Origin of the sequence: Mycobacterium heidelbergense, from assembly GCF_010730745.1 — a bacterium.
Lineage (GTDB): Bacteria > Actinomycetota > Actinomycetes > Mycobacteriales > Mycobacteriaceae > Mycobacterium > Mycobacterium heidelbergense.
The window spans coordinates 1,854,110-1,869,832 of the sequence record NZ_AP022615.1 but is presented as its reverse complement, the minus strand read 5'-3'; the positions used below and the strand labels follow the sequence as shown (position 1 = coordinate 1,869,832).

General features: G+C 66.9%; 15 protein-coding genes. 6 read left to right on the top strand and 9 right to left on the bottom strand.

Translation table 11 applies throughout. The features are described from left to right. Positions 1-37: 37 nt before the first annotated feature. Entirely contained in the window at positions 38-163 is a 126-nt protein-coding gene (locus G6N25_RS08820; RefSeq protein WP_142272835.1) for a hypothetical protein, read from the bottom strand. A 164-nt stretch (positions 164-327) separates the two neighbouring features. Between G6N25_RS08820 and G6N25_RS08815 the strand changes: the two genes are divergently transcribed. Continuing rightward, positions 328-951: a TetR/AcrR family transcriptional regulator gene (locus G6N25_RS08815; RefSeq protein ID WP_083076607.1), complete on the top strand. Its 624-nt coding sequence runs from the start codon at positions 328-330 to the stop codon at positions 949-951. 337 nt (positions 952-1,288) lie between these two features. On the opposite strand, the gene G6N25_RS08810 is transcribed toward G6N25_RS08815, so the two are convergent. Both G6N25_RS08810 and G6N25_RS08805 read right to left on the bottom strand, forming a co-directional pair. Then, a complete protein-coding gene (locus G6N25_RS08810) occupies positions 1,289-2,782 on the bottom strand; it encodes a PE family protein (RefSeq protein ID WP_083076610.1) in 1,494 nt (497 codons plus the stop codon). 156 nt (positions 2,783-2,938) lie between these two features. Continuing rightward, complete coding sequence (locus tag G6N25_RS08805) at positions 2,939-3,829, bottom strand: alpha/beta hydrolase (RefSeq protein WP_083076613.1); 891 nt, start codon at positions 3,827-3,829, stop codon at positions 2,939-2,941. Positions 3,830-3,939: 110 nt separating this feature from the next. Between G6N25_RS08805 and G6N25_RS08800 the strand changes: the two genes are divergently transcribed. After that, positions 3,940-5,040, top strand: a complete 1,101-nt coding sequence (locus G6N25_RS08800) for an NAD(P)H-dependent amine dehydrogenase family protein (RefSeq protein ID WP_083076615.1) — start codon at positions 3,940-3,942, stop codon at positions 5,038-5,040. A gap of 34 nt (positions 5,041-5,074) precedes the next feature. Then, complete coding sequence (locus G6N25_RS08795) at positions 5,075-5,815, top strand: glucose 1-dehydrogenase (protein ID WP_083076619.1); 741 nt, start codon at positions 5,075-5,077, stop codon at positions 5,813-5,815. A 32-nt stretch (positions 5,816-5,847) separates the two neighbouring features. Here G6N25_RS08795 and G6N25_RS08790 read toward each other — a convergent pair whose 3' ends face one another. The 3 genes from G6N25_RS08790 to G6N25_RS08780 all read right to left on the bottom strand — a co-directional run bounded on the left by G6N25_RS08790 (position 5,848) and on the right by G6N25_RS08780 (position 9,707). After that, entirely contained in the window at positions 5,848-8,673 is a 2,826-nt protein-coding gene (locus G6N25_RS08790; protein WP_083076622.1) for an MMPL/RND family transporter, read from the bottom strand. Continuing rightward, complete coding sequence (locus G6N25_RS08785) at positions 8,670-9,113, bottom strand: MmpS family transport accessory protein (RefSeq protein ID WP_083076625.1); 444 nt, start codon at positions 9,111-9,113, stop codon at positions 8,670-8,672. The genes G6N25_RS08790 and G6N25_RS08785 overlap by 4 nt, the downstream gene beginning before the upstream one ends. 168 nt (positions 9,114-9,281) lie before the next feature. Continuing rightward, positions 9,282-9,707, bottom strand: coding sequence for a hypothetical protein (locus G6N25_RS08780; RefSeq protein ID WP_083076628.1), 426 nt, complete (start codon positions 9,705-9,707; stop codon positions 9,282-9,284). A 237-nt stretch (positions 9,708-9,944) separates the two neighbouring features. Between G6N25_RS08780 and G6N25_RS08775 the strand changes: the two genes are divergently transcribed. Then, a complete protein-coding gene (locus G6N25_RS08775) occupies positions 9,945-11,282 on the top strand; it encodes an FAD-binding oxidoreductase (RefSeq protein WP_083076632.1) in 1,338 nt (445 codons plus the stop codon). Positions 11,283-11,366: 84 nt separating this feature from the next. Here G6N25_RS08775 and G6N25_RS08770 read toward each other — a convergent pair whose 3' ends face one another. Genes G6N25_RS08770 through G6N25_RS08760 form a run of 3 tightly spaced genes read right to left on the bottom strand, consistent with a single transcriptional unit; the run spans position 11,367 to position 13,621 of the window. Next, positions 11,367-11,900 (bottom strand): TetR/AcrR family transcriptional regulator, encoded by a 534-nt coding sequence (locus G6N25_RS08770; RefSeq protein WP_083076635.1) that lies wholly within the window; start codon positions 11,898-11,900, stop codon positions 11,367-11,369. Between the two features lie 54 nt (positions 11,901-11,954). Further along, positions 11,955-12,782: a thioesterase family protein gene (locus G6N25_RS08765; protein ID WP_083076639.1), complete on the bottom strand. Its 828-nt coding sequence runs from the start codon at positions 12,780-12,782 to the stop codon at positions 11,955-11,957. Between the two features lie 20 nt (positions 12,783-12,802). Continuing rightward, complete coding sequence (locus G6N25_RS08760; RefSeq protein WP_083076642.1) at positions 12,803-13,621, bottom strand: SMP-30/gluconolactonase/LRE family protein; 819 nt, start codon at positions 13,619-13,621, stop codon at positions 12,803-12,805. A 277-nt stretch (positions 13,622-13,898) separates the two neighbouring features. On the opposite strand from G6N25_RS08760, the gene G6N25_RS08755 reads away from it, so the two are divergent. Continuing rightward, a complete protein-coding gene (locus G6N25_RS08755) occupies positions 13,899-14,780 on the top strand; it encodes an acyl-CoA thioesterase (RefSeq protein WP_083076645.1) in 882 nt (293 codons plus the stop codon). 15 nt (positions 14,781-14,795) lie between these two features. Further along, complete coding sequence (locus tag G6N25_RS08750) at positions 14,796-15,716, top strand: LLM class F420-dependent oxidoreductase (protein ID WP_083076649.1); 921 nt, start codon at positions 14,796-14,798, stop codon at positions 15,714-15,716. Positions 15,717-15,723: the final 7 nt, after the last annotated feature.

Sequence of the window (15,723 nt, the reverse complement as noted above, 5' to 3'; positions counted from 1 at the left end):
CCGGCGTCGGGCCGGTTGACGTGGTCTCGCCGATTCTTTAGACGGGCGGGTAGGCCTGCGGCGGGTACCCGTTGCCGTCGACGACGCCGCGCAGACCCCAGGGGACGTACTTGAAGAAGAACTCGATCTCGTCGCTCATGTCGTAGTCCGGACTCGGATCCATTTGTCCACCCCTTAAGGTCGCGACTTAGGCCGTCAGACGAGTCTAATCCGATCCGAGTCGCCGCGACACCCGGCATCATGCCTAAACTGTCCAACCAGTTGATTGATAATTAGCCTCGCCCGGGGTCCATCCGCCCCCGCCGGCAGTGACGATAGAGAGTACCGATGCCATCCGAGAACGGGTTGACGCGCCGCGATGAGTTGCTGGCCGTTGCCACCAAACTGTTCGCCGCCCGCGGCTATCACGGCACCCGGATGGACGACGTCGCCGACGTGATCGGCCTGAACAAGGCGACCGTCTACCACTACTACGCCAGCAAGTCGCTGATCCTGTTCGACATCTACCGCCAGGCCGCCGAGGGCACGCTGGCCGCCGTCCACGACGATCCGTCGTGGACGGCCCGCGAGGCGCTGTACCAATACACGGTCCGGCTGCTCACCGGGATCGCCGCCAATCCCGAGCGGGCCGCCGTCTACTTCCAGGAGCAGCCCTACATCACCGAATGGTTCACCAGCGAGCAGGTCGCCGAGGTCCGCGAGAAGGAGGCTCAGGTCTACGAGCACGTGCACGGGCTCATCGACCGCGGCATCGCCAGCGGCGAGTTCTACGAATGCGACTCCCACGTCGTGGCCCTGGGCTACATCGGGATGACGCTGGGCAGCTACCGCTGGCTGCGGCCGAGCGGACGGCGCACCGCCAAGGAGATCGCCGCCGAGTTCAGCACCGCGCTGCTGCGGGGTCTGATCCGCGACGAGTCGATCCGGCAGCATTCCCCGCTCGGGCCCTGAGGGCGTTGCTCGCTGGGCCTTGGGCGGCCCCGGCCGGTCACTCGCGAAATAGGCTGGTGTGCCACCTCATTCAGGGAAAGTGAACCACCGCGGCGTCGCTGTTGTGCGGTGGCCCGCAACCCCGGGCAGGCCGGGTCACCTCGTGGTGGTCACACGCGTCACGTGCGTCTCGGCGCGGCGGGCACATACTCTTGCGCCCGCCTCCGAGCGACAAACGCGGTTGGTTGTCGCGCTGAGGTGGGCACATCGGTGTATGCCGACCGGCCAGTGACCGATGTGACACCTGGGAATTGACGCGCGACGCGGGCCCACCACGCACCGGCCGCGACAGGCTGCATCAATTCAACACCGGCGGAATGAGTTTGAGTACGTCCCCGGCGGCACCGCTGAGCACCGACAGCAGCGTCGTGCTCGGCTGGCCGAGGAAGAAGTTCAATCCCGGATCGATCGAGGGGACCCACGGGTAGGCGTTGGGGAACAGGGACGGCGACAACAACCCCGCCTCCACCCCGATTTCCACCGCGGCGCCATAGGGTCCCTGCACGGCCCCCAGGGCCAGGTCGGGGATGATCGTGAACGGGTTGCCAATCGAGAACAGCCCGGCCGGGGTGGGGACGTTCGCATAGTTGAGGCCGGGGCCGAAGTCGGCATAGCCCATGTCGACCAGCACCCGCAGATCGGGCTGGAAGATGTCGGCGATCGGGGGACCGGCATAGGGGATGGCGCGGATCGGGTCCAGCAGCGGCAGGTTTTGGGTCATGAGCATGTAGTAGTCGGTGCCGGTGTAGCCCGGAGACGTCGGCAGGGGCACGGCGTTGGCGATCTGGCCGGCCGTCATGAGCGGATACGTGTTGTGCACGAAGAAGTAGCCCATGAAGGCGTTGAGGTCCGAGATGACGTTGAGCGGATACTGGGGCAGGTCGGCGATGCCGTCGTATTGGGCCGTGAAAATCGTGGTCGGATATGGCGAATTCGGCGGGGTCGCGCCGTTGAATGCCACATCCAGGAACGGAATGTAGAAGCCGGGGAAGCGCGAGAGAATGCCGCCGACGGGATTATTGGGATTACCGACCAGCATGAAGGACAGCTGGCCCTGATAGGGCGAGCCGGCCGCCATGAGGGCGGCTATCTCGTTGGTGGCGATCGTGGCGCTCTGCGAGTAGCCGAAAACGAGGGCGCTATTTCCCTGCGCGAGCACCCCGGTGGTGGGATTGAGCAGCGCATTGTTCAGGATCGCGACGCCCTGGGCGACGGACTGGCCGAACGTCATATTGCCAAGCTGCGGGGTCACCGGCCAGAACTGCTCCGGGGTGAACAGGCCCTGCGGGATGGCCGACGAGAACAGGGGATTGGACCTGATGTACGAGTTGAAAATGGCCGCCACATAGTCGGCGTCGGGTAGCGGGTTATTGGTGCCGCCCATGATCAACGCATAAAGCGGGTCCCCGGAGGCCAACTTCATGATCGACGTCAACGCGCCGCCCGAGCTGCCGGCGACCGGCGCCTGCCCGAACAGCTCGTTCGAGACGTGAGACATCAGGGCCGCGTTGGCGGCCTCGGCCTGCGCGTAGGTGTTCGCCGCGGCCGCCAGGGCCTGGGTGAACTCGGCGTGAAACGCCGCGGCTTGCGCGACGGCCGCTTGGTATTCCTGGCCGTATGCGCCAAAGAGATTCGCGACGGCCGCCGACACCTCATCCTCGGCCGCGGCCAGCAGGCCGGTCGTCGGGCCCGCCGCATTCGCGCCGGCGGTGCGAATCGCCGAGCCGATGCTTTCCACATCGGCGGCCGTCGACACCAGCGCCTCAGGGGCGGCGGTGAACAAATACGACATCTCCCCGTCCTTCCCCACGGGCCGCGACCCCGTCCCGGCCCACACGGGACTTACCCGCAACCGTGGGTATTAGGTACTGACAGAGGGTAGAACCGTCCCGCCGGGAAATCCGGCGTTTCGCGCAAGTTTGTGCGGAGTCAAACGGAGTAAGAACGCTCACGCTTTCTTCAGGTGCCTGTCGAGAAAGGCGAGTTGGTCGGCGACAACACGCTCGAACGCGTCGTCGACATAGATCGCGAAATGCCCGTCGGGATACGTCCTGACCTCACCGCGCGGAGCCTTGGCCGCATAGCGCAGCGTCGGCGCCGCGGGGGCCACCGAGTCGGTTTCGCAGACGCAGAACAGGATGGGGCAGCCGATCTTCGCGGCGAGGCGGCCCGGGCGATAGGCGATGGCCTTCAACCCGATTCGGGCGGCGACCGCGTTGGGCACGGTTTGGCCCGCGGGCACCAGCCTCATGTAGCCCGGGTACACGTCGGGCGCGTTCATCAGGGCGACCTCGCCCGGCCTGCCCGCCGTGGCGACCATCACCGGCGGTTTGCCCAGACGGGCCGCGACGACGTCGCGCACCGCTCGAGCGGTGACGCGTGCGACGACCGACGGGTTCAGCGTGCGCGCGGAGGCGACGCCGTCGGTGAACGGGCATTGGGCCACGACGGCCGCGATACCCGGCAGCCGGGCCGCCGTAGCGATCACGTGCCCACCACCAAAAGACGTGCCCCACAAGCCGATCCGGTTTCGGTCGATGCCGTCCAGGGTGCGGGCGTAGGCCACCGCGGCGGCCCAGTCGGCGAGCTGCATGCCGATGTCGAGCAGCTGCCGCGGCCGCCCTTCGCTGTCACCGAAGTTGCGGTAGTCGAACACCAGGCAGGCGTAGCCGGCCGCGCTGAACCGCTCGGCGTAGGCGTCCAGCCGCATGGTGCGCACCGCGCCCAGGCCGTGGGCCATCACCAGCAGCGGCGCGGGATCGTCGCCCGCGGGGCGGTAGAGCCACGCGCTGACGCGGTCGTCGCCCGAGGTGAATTGGACATCCGCGCGTTGTGCCATAAGCGATTCCATTCCGTCCGCGCAAACCCGGGTCGGGCCCGGTAGGCGCCTTGAGGGTCATGGACTAGTGTCTAGAAAAGTTTGTGAGCGTTCAAGGGACGGAGACTCTCATGGCTATCCGCGTCGCGCACGTCGGTACCGGAAATGTCGGAGGGCTGGCGTTGGCCGAACTGATCACCAACCCGCAGTTCGAACTGACGGGCGTGTGCGTGTCGACGCCGGAGAAGGTGGGCAGGGACGCCGGGGAGCTGTGCGGCGTCGGCCTGGACGCCCCCACCCTGACCGGCGTCGCCGCCGTCAACGACCTCGACGCCGTCATCGCCGCCCGGCCCGAGTGCGTCGTCTACTGCGCCATGGGCGACACCCGGCTGCCCGACGCCATGGGCGACGTCATGCGCATCCTGGCCGCCGGCATCAACGTCGTCGGGTCCTCGCCCGGGCTGCTGCAATACCCGTGGGGCGTGATGCCCGACAAGTACATCAATCGCGTGGAAGACGCCGCCCGGCAAGGCAATGCGAGCATCTTCATCAGCGGCGTCGACCCGGGATTCGCCAACGACCTGATCCCGTTCGCGCTCGCCGGGACCTGCCAGCGCGTCGAGCAGGTGCGCTGCATGGAGATCCACGATTACGCGTCGTACAACGGCGCCGAGGTCATGCACTACATGGGGTTCGCGCAGCCCCTGGACGAGGTGCCGATGCTGCTGCAACCGGGCGTGCTCAGCATCGCCTGGGGCACCGCGATCCGTCAGCTGGCGGCCGGCCTGGGCATCGAGATCGACGAGATCGCCGAGTCCTACCAGCGCGAGCCTGCGCCCGAAGACTTCGACATCGCCGTGGGCCACGTCGCCAAGGGCACCGTGGCCGCGCTGCAGTTCGAGATCCGCGGCATGGTGGACGGCCGCCCGGCCGTCGTCATCGAGCACATCACCCGCCTGCGCCCCGATTTGCGACCCGACTGGCCGCAACCCGCCTCGGGCGGCGGCTCGTACCGCGTCGAGATCACCGGGGAGCCGTCCTACGCCGTGGACATCGTCCCGAGCAGTCGCAAGGGCGACCACAACCACGCCGCGATCGCCGGCGCCGCCGGGCGCATCGTCAACGCCGTCCCGGCGGTGATCGCGGCGCCGCCGGGCATCCGGACCACGCTCGACCTGCCGCTGGTCAGCGGTAAAGGTCTTTACGCGCCAAGCGATCTCGTGGCGAGTTAGTCGATCACCCCTCACCGAAAGGAGCCCCGACCACATGGGACGGGTAGACGGAAAAGTTGCACTCATCAGTGGCGGTGCCCGCGGGATGGGCGCCGCACACGCGCGCCTGCTCGTCCAGGAGGGCGCCAAGGTGGTGATCGGCGACGTCCTCGACGACGAGGGCAAGGCGCTGGCCGACGACATCGGTGACGCCGCGCGCTACGTGCACCTCGACGTGACACAACCGGAGCAGTGGGACGCCGCCGTCGCGACGGCGACCGGCGAGTTCGGGAAGCTCAACGTGCTGGTGAACAACGCCGGCATCGTCGCCCTCGGGCAGCTGAAGAATTTCGATCTGGCCAAGTGGCAGAAGGTGATTGACGTCAACCTGACCGGCACCTTCCTGGGGATGCGCGCCGCCGTCGAGCCGATGACCGCGGCCGGGAGCGGCTCGATCATCAACGTGTCGTCGATCGAGGGTCTGCGCGGCGCCCCGGCCGTGCACCCGTACGTGGCGTCGAAGTGGGCGGTGCGTGGCCTGGCCAAGTCGGCGGCGTTGGAGTTGGCGCCGCTGAACATCCGGGTCAACTCGATCCATCCCGGCTTCATCCGCACCCCGATGACCGCCAAGCTGCCCGAAGACATGGTCACCGTCCCGCTGGGCCGCCCGGGCGAGGCGCACGAGGTGTCGACCTTCGTGCTGTTTCTCGCCAGCGACGAGTCGTCGTATGCCACCGGCAGCGAGTTCGTCATGGACGGCGGACTGGTGACCGACGTGCCGCACAAGGAGTTCTGAGGGTCGAACACGTTGCGCCGCAACCGGATTGGCTAGCGCTGGGGTAGCGGGCGGGAACGCACCAGGGTCGGCCACCAGAACCACGGCCCGAGGATTCGCAGGATGCACGGCACCACGAACGACCGCACGATCAGCGTGTCGAGCAGCAGGCCGATGCACACGGTGGAACCCACCTGACCGATGGTCCGCAGGTCGCTGGTGAGCATCGCCAGCATAGTGAACGCGAACACCAGACCCGCCGACGTCACCACGCCGCCCGTGCTCCCGAGCGCGCGGATCAGGCCGGTGTGGATTCCGGCGTGCAGCTCCTCTTTGACACGGAGGATCAACAGCAGGTTGTAGTCCGAACCCACCGCCACCAGGATGATGAACGTGAGCGGCAATATCAGCCAGTGCAGCGGCAGGCCGATGAGGTGCTGCCAGACGAGTATGGAGAGCCCGAACGCCCCGGCGTAGGAGAAGGCCACCGTGCTGGGGATTACCAAGGCTGCCATCAGGCTTCTTGTGAGGAACAGCATGATCAGGAAGATCAGCACGAAGGCGGCGATCGCCACGATAAGCAGATCGGACGCGGCGTATTCCTTGATGTCCTTGTTGGTTGCGCCGGAACCGCCGATATAAACTTTCGCGCCGGCCAGCGACGTCTCTTTGAGCGCCACCGTTATAGCTGTGGGGAATTGCTCGACATGCTGGACGCCTTCCGGGCCATTGGCGTCCCCCTCGTGGGTGACGATGATCCGAGCGGCCTGGCCGTCCGGCGACATCAGCAGTTGCATGCCGGTCTTGACGTCGTCGTTGTCGAAGCCCTCGTGCGGGATGTAGAAGAAGTCGTCGCTGCGGGACTGGTCGAAGTCGAGCCCCACATTGACCTGGTCGAAGAATGTCTGGTCGGTCTGTGTGGACTGCAGAGAGGACTGGCCGTAGGTGCTGACCAAAAGAGCGGCCAGGGCCTCCGAGTCGTCGGCCGTGAGTTTCAGCTGCGTGATTATTTGCGGCAAAATCCTGTCGATGGCCTCGAGGGAGGTTTTGGTATCGTTGATATCGGCGGCCAAATGGTCGATATTGTCGAGCGCATCGAATAGGGATCTAAACGTCCAGCAAATGGGGATGTCGAAACAGTGGCGCTCCCAATAGAAATAGCTCTTGATCGGCCGGAAGAAATCGTCGACATTTGAGATTTGCTGATTCATCTGATCGGTGATCTTTTGCAGGTCCTCGACGGTGACAACTGTCTTGTGCAGCTCGTCCGACATCTGTTGGAAAAAGTCGATCTCTTTCCGCAGGACCGCGACGGTGTGCGTCGTGATCTGTGCCTGCTCGTTGGTATTAGCGTTTTGCTGCTGGTTGAACGGGAGCTGCTGACCGCTCCCGCTGCCTTGTGTGGTGAACAGGTAGGGGATGGTGGCATGTTCCAAAGCTCGGCCCATGGGCCTGGTGATGCTCTGCACCATCGCGACGCCGGGAAGGCGTTCGAGAGCCTTGGCCGCGCGGTCCAATGAGATGAAGTCACCCGAGTTCCGCATGTCATGGTCTGACTCGATCATCAGCATCTCGGAGAACAGCTTGCTCTTCGGGAAGTGCCGATCGGCCGCCTGGAAGCCCAGATTGGCGGGGGCATTGTGGGGCTGGTACTGACGGTCGTCGTAGTTCTGGCGGTACGTCGGCACGAAGATCGCCCCGAGCATGACCGCAGCGGCACTGGCGAAGAGGATCGGCACCGGCCACCGGACCACGCTCGTCCCGATCCGCCGATACAGGTGTGCCTTGGCCTTGCTTTTTGGGTCGAAGAGCCCGAAAAGGCTGCCCACGGTCAAGAAGGCCGGGCCGAGAGTCAGCGCCGCCGCGATCGTGAACAGCATGCTGATCGCGACGGCGGGCCCCATGGTGTGGAAGTAGTTGAGTCGCGCGAAAGTCAGGCAGTAGCATGCCCCCGCGATCGTCAGCCCCGAGCCGAGGATGACGGGCGTGACACTCTTATATGCGGTGTAAAACGCCTCCTCCCTGCTTTCGCCGTCGTGTCGCGCCTCGTGATAGCGGCCCATCAGGAAGATGCCGTAGTCCGTCCCCGCTCCCAGGGTCAGCGCGACGACGATGTTCACGGCGAACGACGAGAGTTCGATGTACCCGAGATGCCCGAGGGTTGCGATAACCCCCTTCGCGACCAGCATCTCGAACAGAACGCCGGCCAAGGGCACGAACAGGGTGACGATGGAGCGGTACACCAGCAGCAACATCCCGATGATGAGGAAGATCGTCACGATCGTGATGTCGTTCAGGCTCGAATTCGCAATGGCCACCGTGTCCGAGGCAAGCGGGGCCGCGCCGCTGACGTAGACCTTGAGCCCGGGCGGCGGCGTGTCCTTCGCGACGATGTCCCGGACGGCGGCAACGGACTCATTCGCTTGCATCTGGCCGATATCGCCCGCGAGACGCAACAGCACGTATGCGCACTTGCCGTCGAGGCTCTGCGCCCCGGCCGCGGTGATCGGCTTCCCCCACAGATCCATGACGTACTGCACATGCTTGGGGTCTTGGTTGAGCCGGCGCATCAAATCGTCGTAGTACTGATGATCCGCATCGCCCAATGGCCGGTTGGCTTCCAGCACGATCATGGCCAAGCTGGTCGAATCGGACTCGTGGAACTTCGCGCCGATGGACAGCAACGCCCGCTGCGACGGCGCGTAGTGCGGCACCACCGGCCCCGCGAGTTCCTCTGCGACCCTTTCGACCTGCGGCATGAAGGTGTTCGTCGACACGGCGAGCAGGGCCCAGAAGCCGATGATCGGTATCGCGAGGATGCGGACCATTCTGGGGACGAAGGGGCGTCTTATCCGATGCTCCGCCCGATGCTCGCTCATGCGGATTTCACCAAGCAAAAGACATGTGCATCCTGATGGGTATCGGACTGTTCAGCGCGGACAACGCCATTCACCCGCAGCCGGCAGCCGACTTCACCACCATGAACCTGCGCCGAGATGCTGCCGGACACTACGGTGAGTGTGGTCGCCTCCGTGTGCGACCACGGCAAGGTCGTGAGATTGACCTGATGCGGATGCCCGTCGATGTCCACCCAGACGAGCATCCCCCCTTGCCCGACGGAGCCGAACAACTCATAGGTGAGCCGTTTGATACTGAACTCCGGCGGTGCCGCCGGCTGATTGACGGTGATGACGGGCGGGGGATTGGAGAACTCGTGCACCTTCCACATGGCCACCCCACCCACACCGAGCGCGACGACGGCGACCAGAGGCATCCAGACCCGGGCCAAGACTCTTCTGCCGGCCGAACGAGGGCTCATTCGATCACCTCTCCGACTCCGGTTCCGGATCTCGCACGCTCATCCCGCCCCCGCCCTCACGCCCATGCAGATAGTAGACGGTCATGTGCCTAATGGGAACATGACGGCCCGCTTGGCACCGGCGAAGACCGCCGGTGCCGTCGGCTACCACCACAGCCTTGTGGTGCGTCAGGACATTTTCTGCAGGCGTCGCTTCAGCCTTGCGCTTCGGAGAATCTGAACGGTGAAGTTCGTGGAGGCCAGCATGGGGAACACCCCGAGAAACGTCCGCTCGGAGGGCGTCGCTCCATGCAAGTGGTAAAGGCTGCCAAACACATAAAAGCATCCCACCATGAACAGGGCGCCGGGGATGCACAGCGCCATCAAGGAGCTACGAGCGGCGACGAGTTGCTTCGCAAAGTCCAACTCGTCCTTCGACATCGGTTCGCGTTTGCGCACTTTTCTCGTAACCGCTCTGGCGCCGCCTATTTCTTCGCTTGCCGGGGTGGGCGCTCGGTCGCCGAGGCGTTTGACGAAGACGGCGGCGAAGGCCAGGAACACCAGCGCCAGCACGAGGGCGACCATGGTCAGACCGGCGAACAAACCCGAATTCATTGTTCCGCTCCTTCGCTCCCGTCGTCGAACTTAGCATCATGCGGCCCGATGGGTTGGATGGCGCTTGTGGCGCCCGGGCGTCGGACGATCCACCGTCGAACACGTTGCGCAGCAGTCAAATTCGGCGCTACGGCGACGACGCCCACCCCGCCCGGCGCGGGCCGGCCGCTCCCGAGAAGGGGCCCCGCCGGCTTGGTGGGTGCCCGGACCGTGGCGGGCGGTGCTATAACGGCGAGCATGCTGCGCAGCCTGGCGGATGTGGTCGGGGCGAACCACGTCGTCACCGACCCCGACGTGCTGGCCGGGCGCAGCGTCGACCACACGGGCCGCTATCGCGGACGGGCCAGCGCGCTGGTGCGGCCGGCGTCCGCCGAGCAGGTCGCCGAGGTGTTGCGGGTCTGCCGCGACGCCGGGGCGCATGTGACGGTCCAGGGTGGCCGCACCTCTTTGGTGGCCGGCACCGTTCCCGAGCACGACGACGTGCTGCTGTCAACCGAACGGCTGTGTGCGCTAAGCGATGTCGACACCGTCGAGCGCCGCATCGAGGCCGGCGCCGGGGCCACGCTGGCCGCGGTGCACAGCGCCGCGGCCGCGGTGGGTTTGGTGTTCGGCGTGGACCTGGCCGCCCGCGACACCGCGACCGTCGGCGGCATGGCGTCGACGAACGCCGGCGGCCTGCGCACCGTTCGCTACGGCAACATGGGCGAGCAGGTCCTCGGGTTACAGGTGGCGCTGCCCGACGGTTCGCTGATGCGCCGGCACAGCCTGGTGCGCCGCGACAACACCGGCTACGACCTGCCGGCGCTGTTCGTCGGCGCCGAGGGCACCCTCGGCGTCATCACCGCGCTGGACCTGCGGCTGCACCCCACGCCGTCGCATCGGGTGACGGCGGTTTGCGGGTTCGCCGACCTCGAGGCGCTGGTCGACGCCGGCCGGACTTTTCGGGACGTGGACGGGATCGCGGCGCTGGAGCTGATCGACGGCCGGGCCGCCGCGCTGACCGCCGAACATCTCGGGGTGGGCGCGCCGGTGCGGGGTGACTGGCTGCTGTTGGTGGAGCTGGCCGCCGACCACGATCAGACCGACCGGCTCGCCGACCTGCTTGACGGCGCGCGGCTGTGTGGCGAACCGGCGGTGGGCGTGGATGTCGCCGCGCGGCAACGGCTGTGGCGCGTTCGTGAATCCCTGGCCGAGGTGCTGGGCGTGTACGGGCCGCCGCTGAAATTCGACGTGTCGTTGCCCTTGTCGGCGATCGCCGGGTTCGCCGCGGACGCGGTCGCGTTGATCCGCGCGCAGGTCGGTGGGGCGCTGCCGCTGCTGTTCGGCCATGTCGGCGAGGGCAACCTGCACCTCAACGTGCTGCGGGTGCCGGTCGAGCGGGAGGAGGCGTTGTACGGGCCGATGATGGACCTCATCGCGCGGTGCGGCGGCAACGTCAGCTCCGAGCACGGCGTCGGCAGTCGCAAGCGCGCCTACCTCGGGATGTCAAGGGAGCCGGCCGATATCGCCGCGATGCGGACGGTCAAGGCGGCGTTCGACCCCACCGGCTACCTGAACGCCGCAGTGCTGTTCTGACTGATCACCTTTGCCGCGAGCGTGCGTGTTTGCACACGACACGCCGCGCAACGGCGTACAACTGCGCACGCTCGGCCGAGAGGGTTAGTTGCTCTTGATACCGACGGCGTGACGCAGCTGCGCCAGGAATTGGTCGGCGTCATCGCTTCGAACGATGTAGTGCGATATGGCGATTCGGATCACCGTCGCCGCCTTTAACGCGGCATTGGGTCCGGGAAGGTGCCGTTGCAGACCGTCTCGCATCTGCGGGATGACGCGGGAGACATGGGCGATGGTGTGCTCGGGCTCGACATCGACCATGCGCACACCGGAGTAGGAGTGCTGGTAGTCGACGATGAATCGCAGCACGGCGTCGAGCTTGTCGACCCCTTTGAGTCCCGCCGTCGCCTTGACCAGGCCACCCTCGAAGAACTGGCGCTCGTAGTTCGAAAACGCGGACAGCAACTCTTCTTTGGAGGCGAACCAGCGATAGAGCGTGGGGCGCGACACCCCGGCCTGGGCGGCGACCTCGGACAGGCTGAGTTTGGTTTTGCCGTTGCGGCCGAGCACCTCGGCGGTCGCCAAGAGGATCCGCTGGCGCGTGGAGGTGTCGGTCTCGGCCCGGGCCGGCTGGGTCATATCTGAGACTTTACGAAGTCTTGCCGACGTCACCATGTTTCTTCCGCTCCCGTCTCAGGCCGATCCGGGGCGGCGGCGCACCAGCACGGACTGCTGGATGGCGCCGACCGCGCCCTGCTCGTCGAACAGCGTGCCGACCGTCGTCCCGATGCCGTCGGGCCCGTAGTGGGTTTCGGCGCGAATCCCGATCCAGTCGCCGTCGGGGACGCGGAACACGTGCACGGCCAGGTCGGTGTTCAGGAACGTCCACTTGGTGATGTCCAGTTTGCTGCCGATGCCGTTGGCGCAGTCGGCCACCGCGAACAGCCGCTCCAGCTGCGTCATGGTCTCGCCCTTGACGAGGTCGACGGTGGGCTTGATCCAGGATTCGCCCGGGCCCTCGCTGAGTGGTTCGGTCAGCCACAGCCAGTCCAGGCTGTGCACGTAGTTACGGTCCCAGTCCCTCGCCCTGAGGTTGCGGTCGCGGGCTTCGGTCCTCGGCCTGGGCGGGTCGGCCGCCGCGTGGACCACCGCCCGGGTGTCTTGCTGCTGCAGCCGCCAACCGCTGGCCCGGGCGACCGGGCGGGGCTGCCCGTCGGGACCCGGGGCCAGCAGCTCGGCGCCGACCAGCTCGATCTGTTTGCCGCCCCGCTGCAGCCGCGAGCTGACCCACAGGTCGCCCTCGGCCGGCACCCTGCCCAGCAGGTCGATGACGACCCGGGACAGCCGGGTGTCGTCGCGCCGTTCGCATCGCTCCAGCGCCCGAACCAGCAGCGCCGACACCGGGCCGCCGTGCTGAATCGACGCCGACCAGGTGCCGCGCGCCAGGTCGGTCGCCCTGAACTTTTCGCCCAACGCCGTGGCGCTGCCGTCGTCGATCAGCTCGTAGTAAGAATCGGTCACTCGTCCACCTCCGGGGTGCCTCAGGGTAACCCGGCACCGGGCGCGGCGACCTGCACGGCGTCCAGTCGGGAGAGCCGCGTGCCGGCCAGGCGCTTGGGATACGCGTCGGTGCTCGACAGCAGAAACAGGATGCGGCGTTCGGGGCCGCCGAGCGCGCAGGCGATGGCGACGCGTTCGCCCATGTCGATGCGGTCGGTCACGGCGCCGCCTTCGGTGATCCGCTCGAACTGGTGGGCCAGCGTCATCGACGTCCACACCCCGCCCTCGGCGTCGAGCGCGATGCCGTCCGGCGGCCCGTCCAGCCCGTCGGCGAACACCCGCCGGTCGCGCAGCGCGCCGTCGTCGTCGATGGTGAACGCGGTGAGCCGCCGGCCGATCGATTCGGCGACGATCAGCGTCTTTCGGTCCGGTGTGATGACCATTCCGTTGGGGAAGTCGAGGTCCTCGGCGACGACGGCGGCGGTGCCGTCGGGATCGAGGCGGACGATCACGCCGCCGGAGAATGCCTGGGAACCGATGTAGGCGCGCCCCGCGTCGTCGACGACCATGTCGCCCAGGCTGGCCGGCGCGAGGTCGGCGAGATCGGCGGCGACGACGACCGTCTCGCCGTCGTAGCGCAACACCTGCCGGTCGTTGGTCGAGGCGATCAGCAGCGACCCGTCGGGACGGAAACCCAGACCCGACGGGCAGCGTCCGGGCAGCGGCAACGTGGTCAGCGAGCCACGCATGTCCACGGTGTGCACGGCCTCGCCGAGCATGTCGGAGAACCACAGCAGTCCTTCGAACCACCGCGGGCCCTCGCCGAAGCAGAATCCGTTGGCCAGGGGCTTGGGGATCATCCGCTCACGCCTTCGACAAATCTTCCACTTTACAAAACACCGCAAAAGTGTCACGCAATGTCGGCGCTGATGTCAATCCGATGCTCGGTGCCGCGGGAGAGTCGACGCACTGCGACACCTGAAGCTTGTCGGTGCGCTGACACCCGCCGCGTGAATCCAGCGGGTCGCCTCGCGGGATCGTTCCGCGGCGTCTACCGGCCGGTCCGCTAACTTTACAAACCCTACCCAAAGTGTCACGCTGAGCCGTGACCTGCTACTGCGGAGAGGTGGGGCGGACTTGACCACAGAATCTGAGCAGACCGAGTGGACGGTGCAGGGCCTGCTGGATCTGTTCGACGTGCGGGCCGACGGGCAGGACCGGTTCGCCGGCGTCACCGGCATCGCCGGCGCCGACGAACGGCAGGTGGTGGAGGGCACCCAGGTGCTCGCCCAGGCGATTGTCGCGGTGGCCAAACGATTCCCGGACAAGTCGGTGCGCTCGGCACACGCGGTGTTCTCCCGCGCCGTCACCGTCGGCCCGCCGATCGAACTCGTCCTCGACGTCGTGGCCGAGGGCCGGTCCACCGGCACCGCCGTCGTCGCTGTCCATCAGAACGGCCGGCGCTGCCTGAGCATCACCGTGCTGGCCGACGTCCCGACCGCCGACGTGATCCGTCATCACCTGCCCCGTCCCGACGTGGGTGCGCCCGCCGACGCCAACCACTCCGAGATGCCGATGATCGGGCGGGAGCTGCGCCTCGTCGACGTGGTCGACGTCAACAGCCCCGACGAGGTCGGGCCGCCGGAGCTCTACGCGTGGCTGCGCTACGACCCGATCCCGACGCGCGACGATCTGGCCAAGGCGCTCGTCGCGTATTTCACCGGCCACCTGGGGATTTCGACCACCATGCGGGCGCATCCGGGCATCGGCACCAGCCAGGCGCACCTGACCGTGTCCACCGCGCCGATGAGCATCTCCGTCGCATTCCACGAACCCGTGCGCTGGGACGGGTGGCTGCTCTACACGCACGAGAGCACCCAGGTCGGCGCGGGAATGTCGTATGTGCGCGGCACCGTGCACACGCAAGAGGGCGAGCTGCTCGCCTCCTTTGCCCAGGAGGCGCTGATCCGGCCGCTGCGCACCACCGACGCCGCGATCGATTCCCGCGCACGGTTTTAGCGGCGGGGAGCCCAGATGCGCTTCACCATCACCCACCCGATGCACAGCCATCCCTACAACCCGGAGCTGGTGAGCGGGGACGGCATCGGGAAGGTGGCGGCGGCCACCGAAGCGGCCGGGATTCACGGTTTCGGCTTCACCGACCACCCGGCGCCCTCGCAGCGGTGGCTGGAAGCCGGCGGGCACGACGCGTTAGATCCTTTTGTCGCACTGGGTTTCGCTGCGGCCATGACGACCACGCTGCGGCTGATCCCCAACATCGTGGTGCTGCCGTATCGAAACCCGTTCGTGGTGGCCAAGTCTGGCGCCACGCTCGACCTGCTCTCCGGTGGCCGCTTCACGCTGGCCGTCGGGGTGGGCTACCTCAAACGCGAGTTCGCGGCGCTGGGTGTCAGCTACGACGAGCGCGCCGAGCTGTTCGAGGAGGCGCTGCGGGTGATCCGGGCAATCTGGACTGGCGACGACATGTCTTTCGAGGGAAAGCATTTCAGCGCCCGCGGCATCACCGCGCACCCCCGGCCCGTCAGCAGCCCACATCCGCCGATCTGGATCGGCGGCAACACCGCGGCGGCCCGCGAGCGGGTAGCGCGGTACGGCGACGGCTGGTGTCCGTTTCCCGCCCCGCCCCAACTGGCCCGGACGGCCGGCACCGCCGTCATCGACTCCGCGCAGCGCCTCACCGCGGGCATCGAGGATCTGCGACGCCGATGCGATGCGGCGGGCAGGGACTGGTCGGCGATCGACATCGCCTTCACCAACGGCGAGGGCGGCAACCCCGCCAAGGACGCGTTCAACGCCGACGCCTACCTCGACGGCCTGGACAAGCTGGCGAAACAAGGGGTGACGTGGGTGAGTGTCGGCCTGCCCGGCGACAGCATGGCGCACGCGCTCGAGACCCTCGACCGCTTCCGGTCCCTCGTGATCGACGCTCACTGACTTTTGC

Excerpts from the sequence above, each read along its gene's own strand:
- G6N25_RS08790 (WP_083076622.1), bottom strand. The coding sequence starts at position 8,673 with ATGAGCGAGCATCGGGCGGAGCATCGGATAAGACGCCCCTTCGTCCCC.
- G6N25_RS08795 (WP_083076619.1), top strand. The coding sequence starts at position 5,075 with ATGGGACGGGTAGACGGAAAAGTTGCACTCATCAGTGGCGGTGCCCGC.
- G6N25_RS08800 (WP_083076615.1), top strand. The coding sequence starts at position 3,940 with ATGGCTATCCGCGTCGCGCACGTCGGTACCGGAAATGTCGGAGGGCTG.
- G6N25_RS08815 (WP_083076607.1), top strand. The coding sequence starts at position 328 with ATGCCATCCGAGAACGGGTTGACGCGCCGCGATGAGTTGCTGGCCGTT.
- G6N25_RS08780 (WP_083076628.1), bottom strand. The coding sequence starts at position 9,707 with ATGAATTCGGGTTTGTTCGCCGGTCTGACCATGGTCGCCCTCGTGCTG.
- G6N25_RS08785 (WP_083076625.1), bottom strand. The coding sequence starts at position 9,113 with ATGAGCCCTCGTTCGGCCGGCAGAAGAGTCTTGGCCCGGGTCTGGATG.
- G6N25_RS08760 (WP_083076642.1), bottom strand. The coding sequence starts at position 13,621 with ATGATCCCCAAGCCCCTGGCCAACGGATTCTGCTTCGGCGAGGGCCCG.
- G6N25_RS08810 (WP_083076610.1), bottom strand. The coding sequence starts at position 2,782 with ATGTCGTATTTGTTCACCGCCGCCCCTGAGGCGCTGGTGTCGACGGCC.
- G6N25_RS08775 (WP_083076632.1), top strand. The coding sequence starts at position 9,945 with ATGCTGCGCAGCCTGGCGGATGTGGTCGGGGCGAACCACGTCGTCACC.
- G6N25_RS08820 (WP_142272835.1), bottom strand. The coding sequence starts at position 163 with ATGGATCCGAGTCCGGACTACGACATGAGCGACGAGATCGAGTTCTTC.
- G6N25_RS08770 (WP_083076635.1), bottom strand. The coding sequence starts at position 11,900 with ATGACCCAGCCGGCCCGGGCCGAGACCGACACCTCCACGCGCCAGCGG.
- G6N25_RS08805 (WP_083076613.1), bottom strand. The coding sequence starts at position 3,829 with ATGGCACAACGCGCGGATGTCCAATTCACCTCGGGCGACGACCGCGTC.
- G6N25_RS08750 (WP_083076649.1), top strand. The coding sequence starts at position 14,796 with ATGCGCTTCACCATCACCCACCCGATGCACAGCCATCCCTACAACCCG.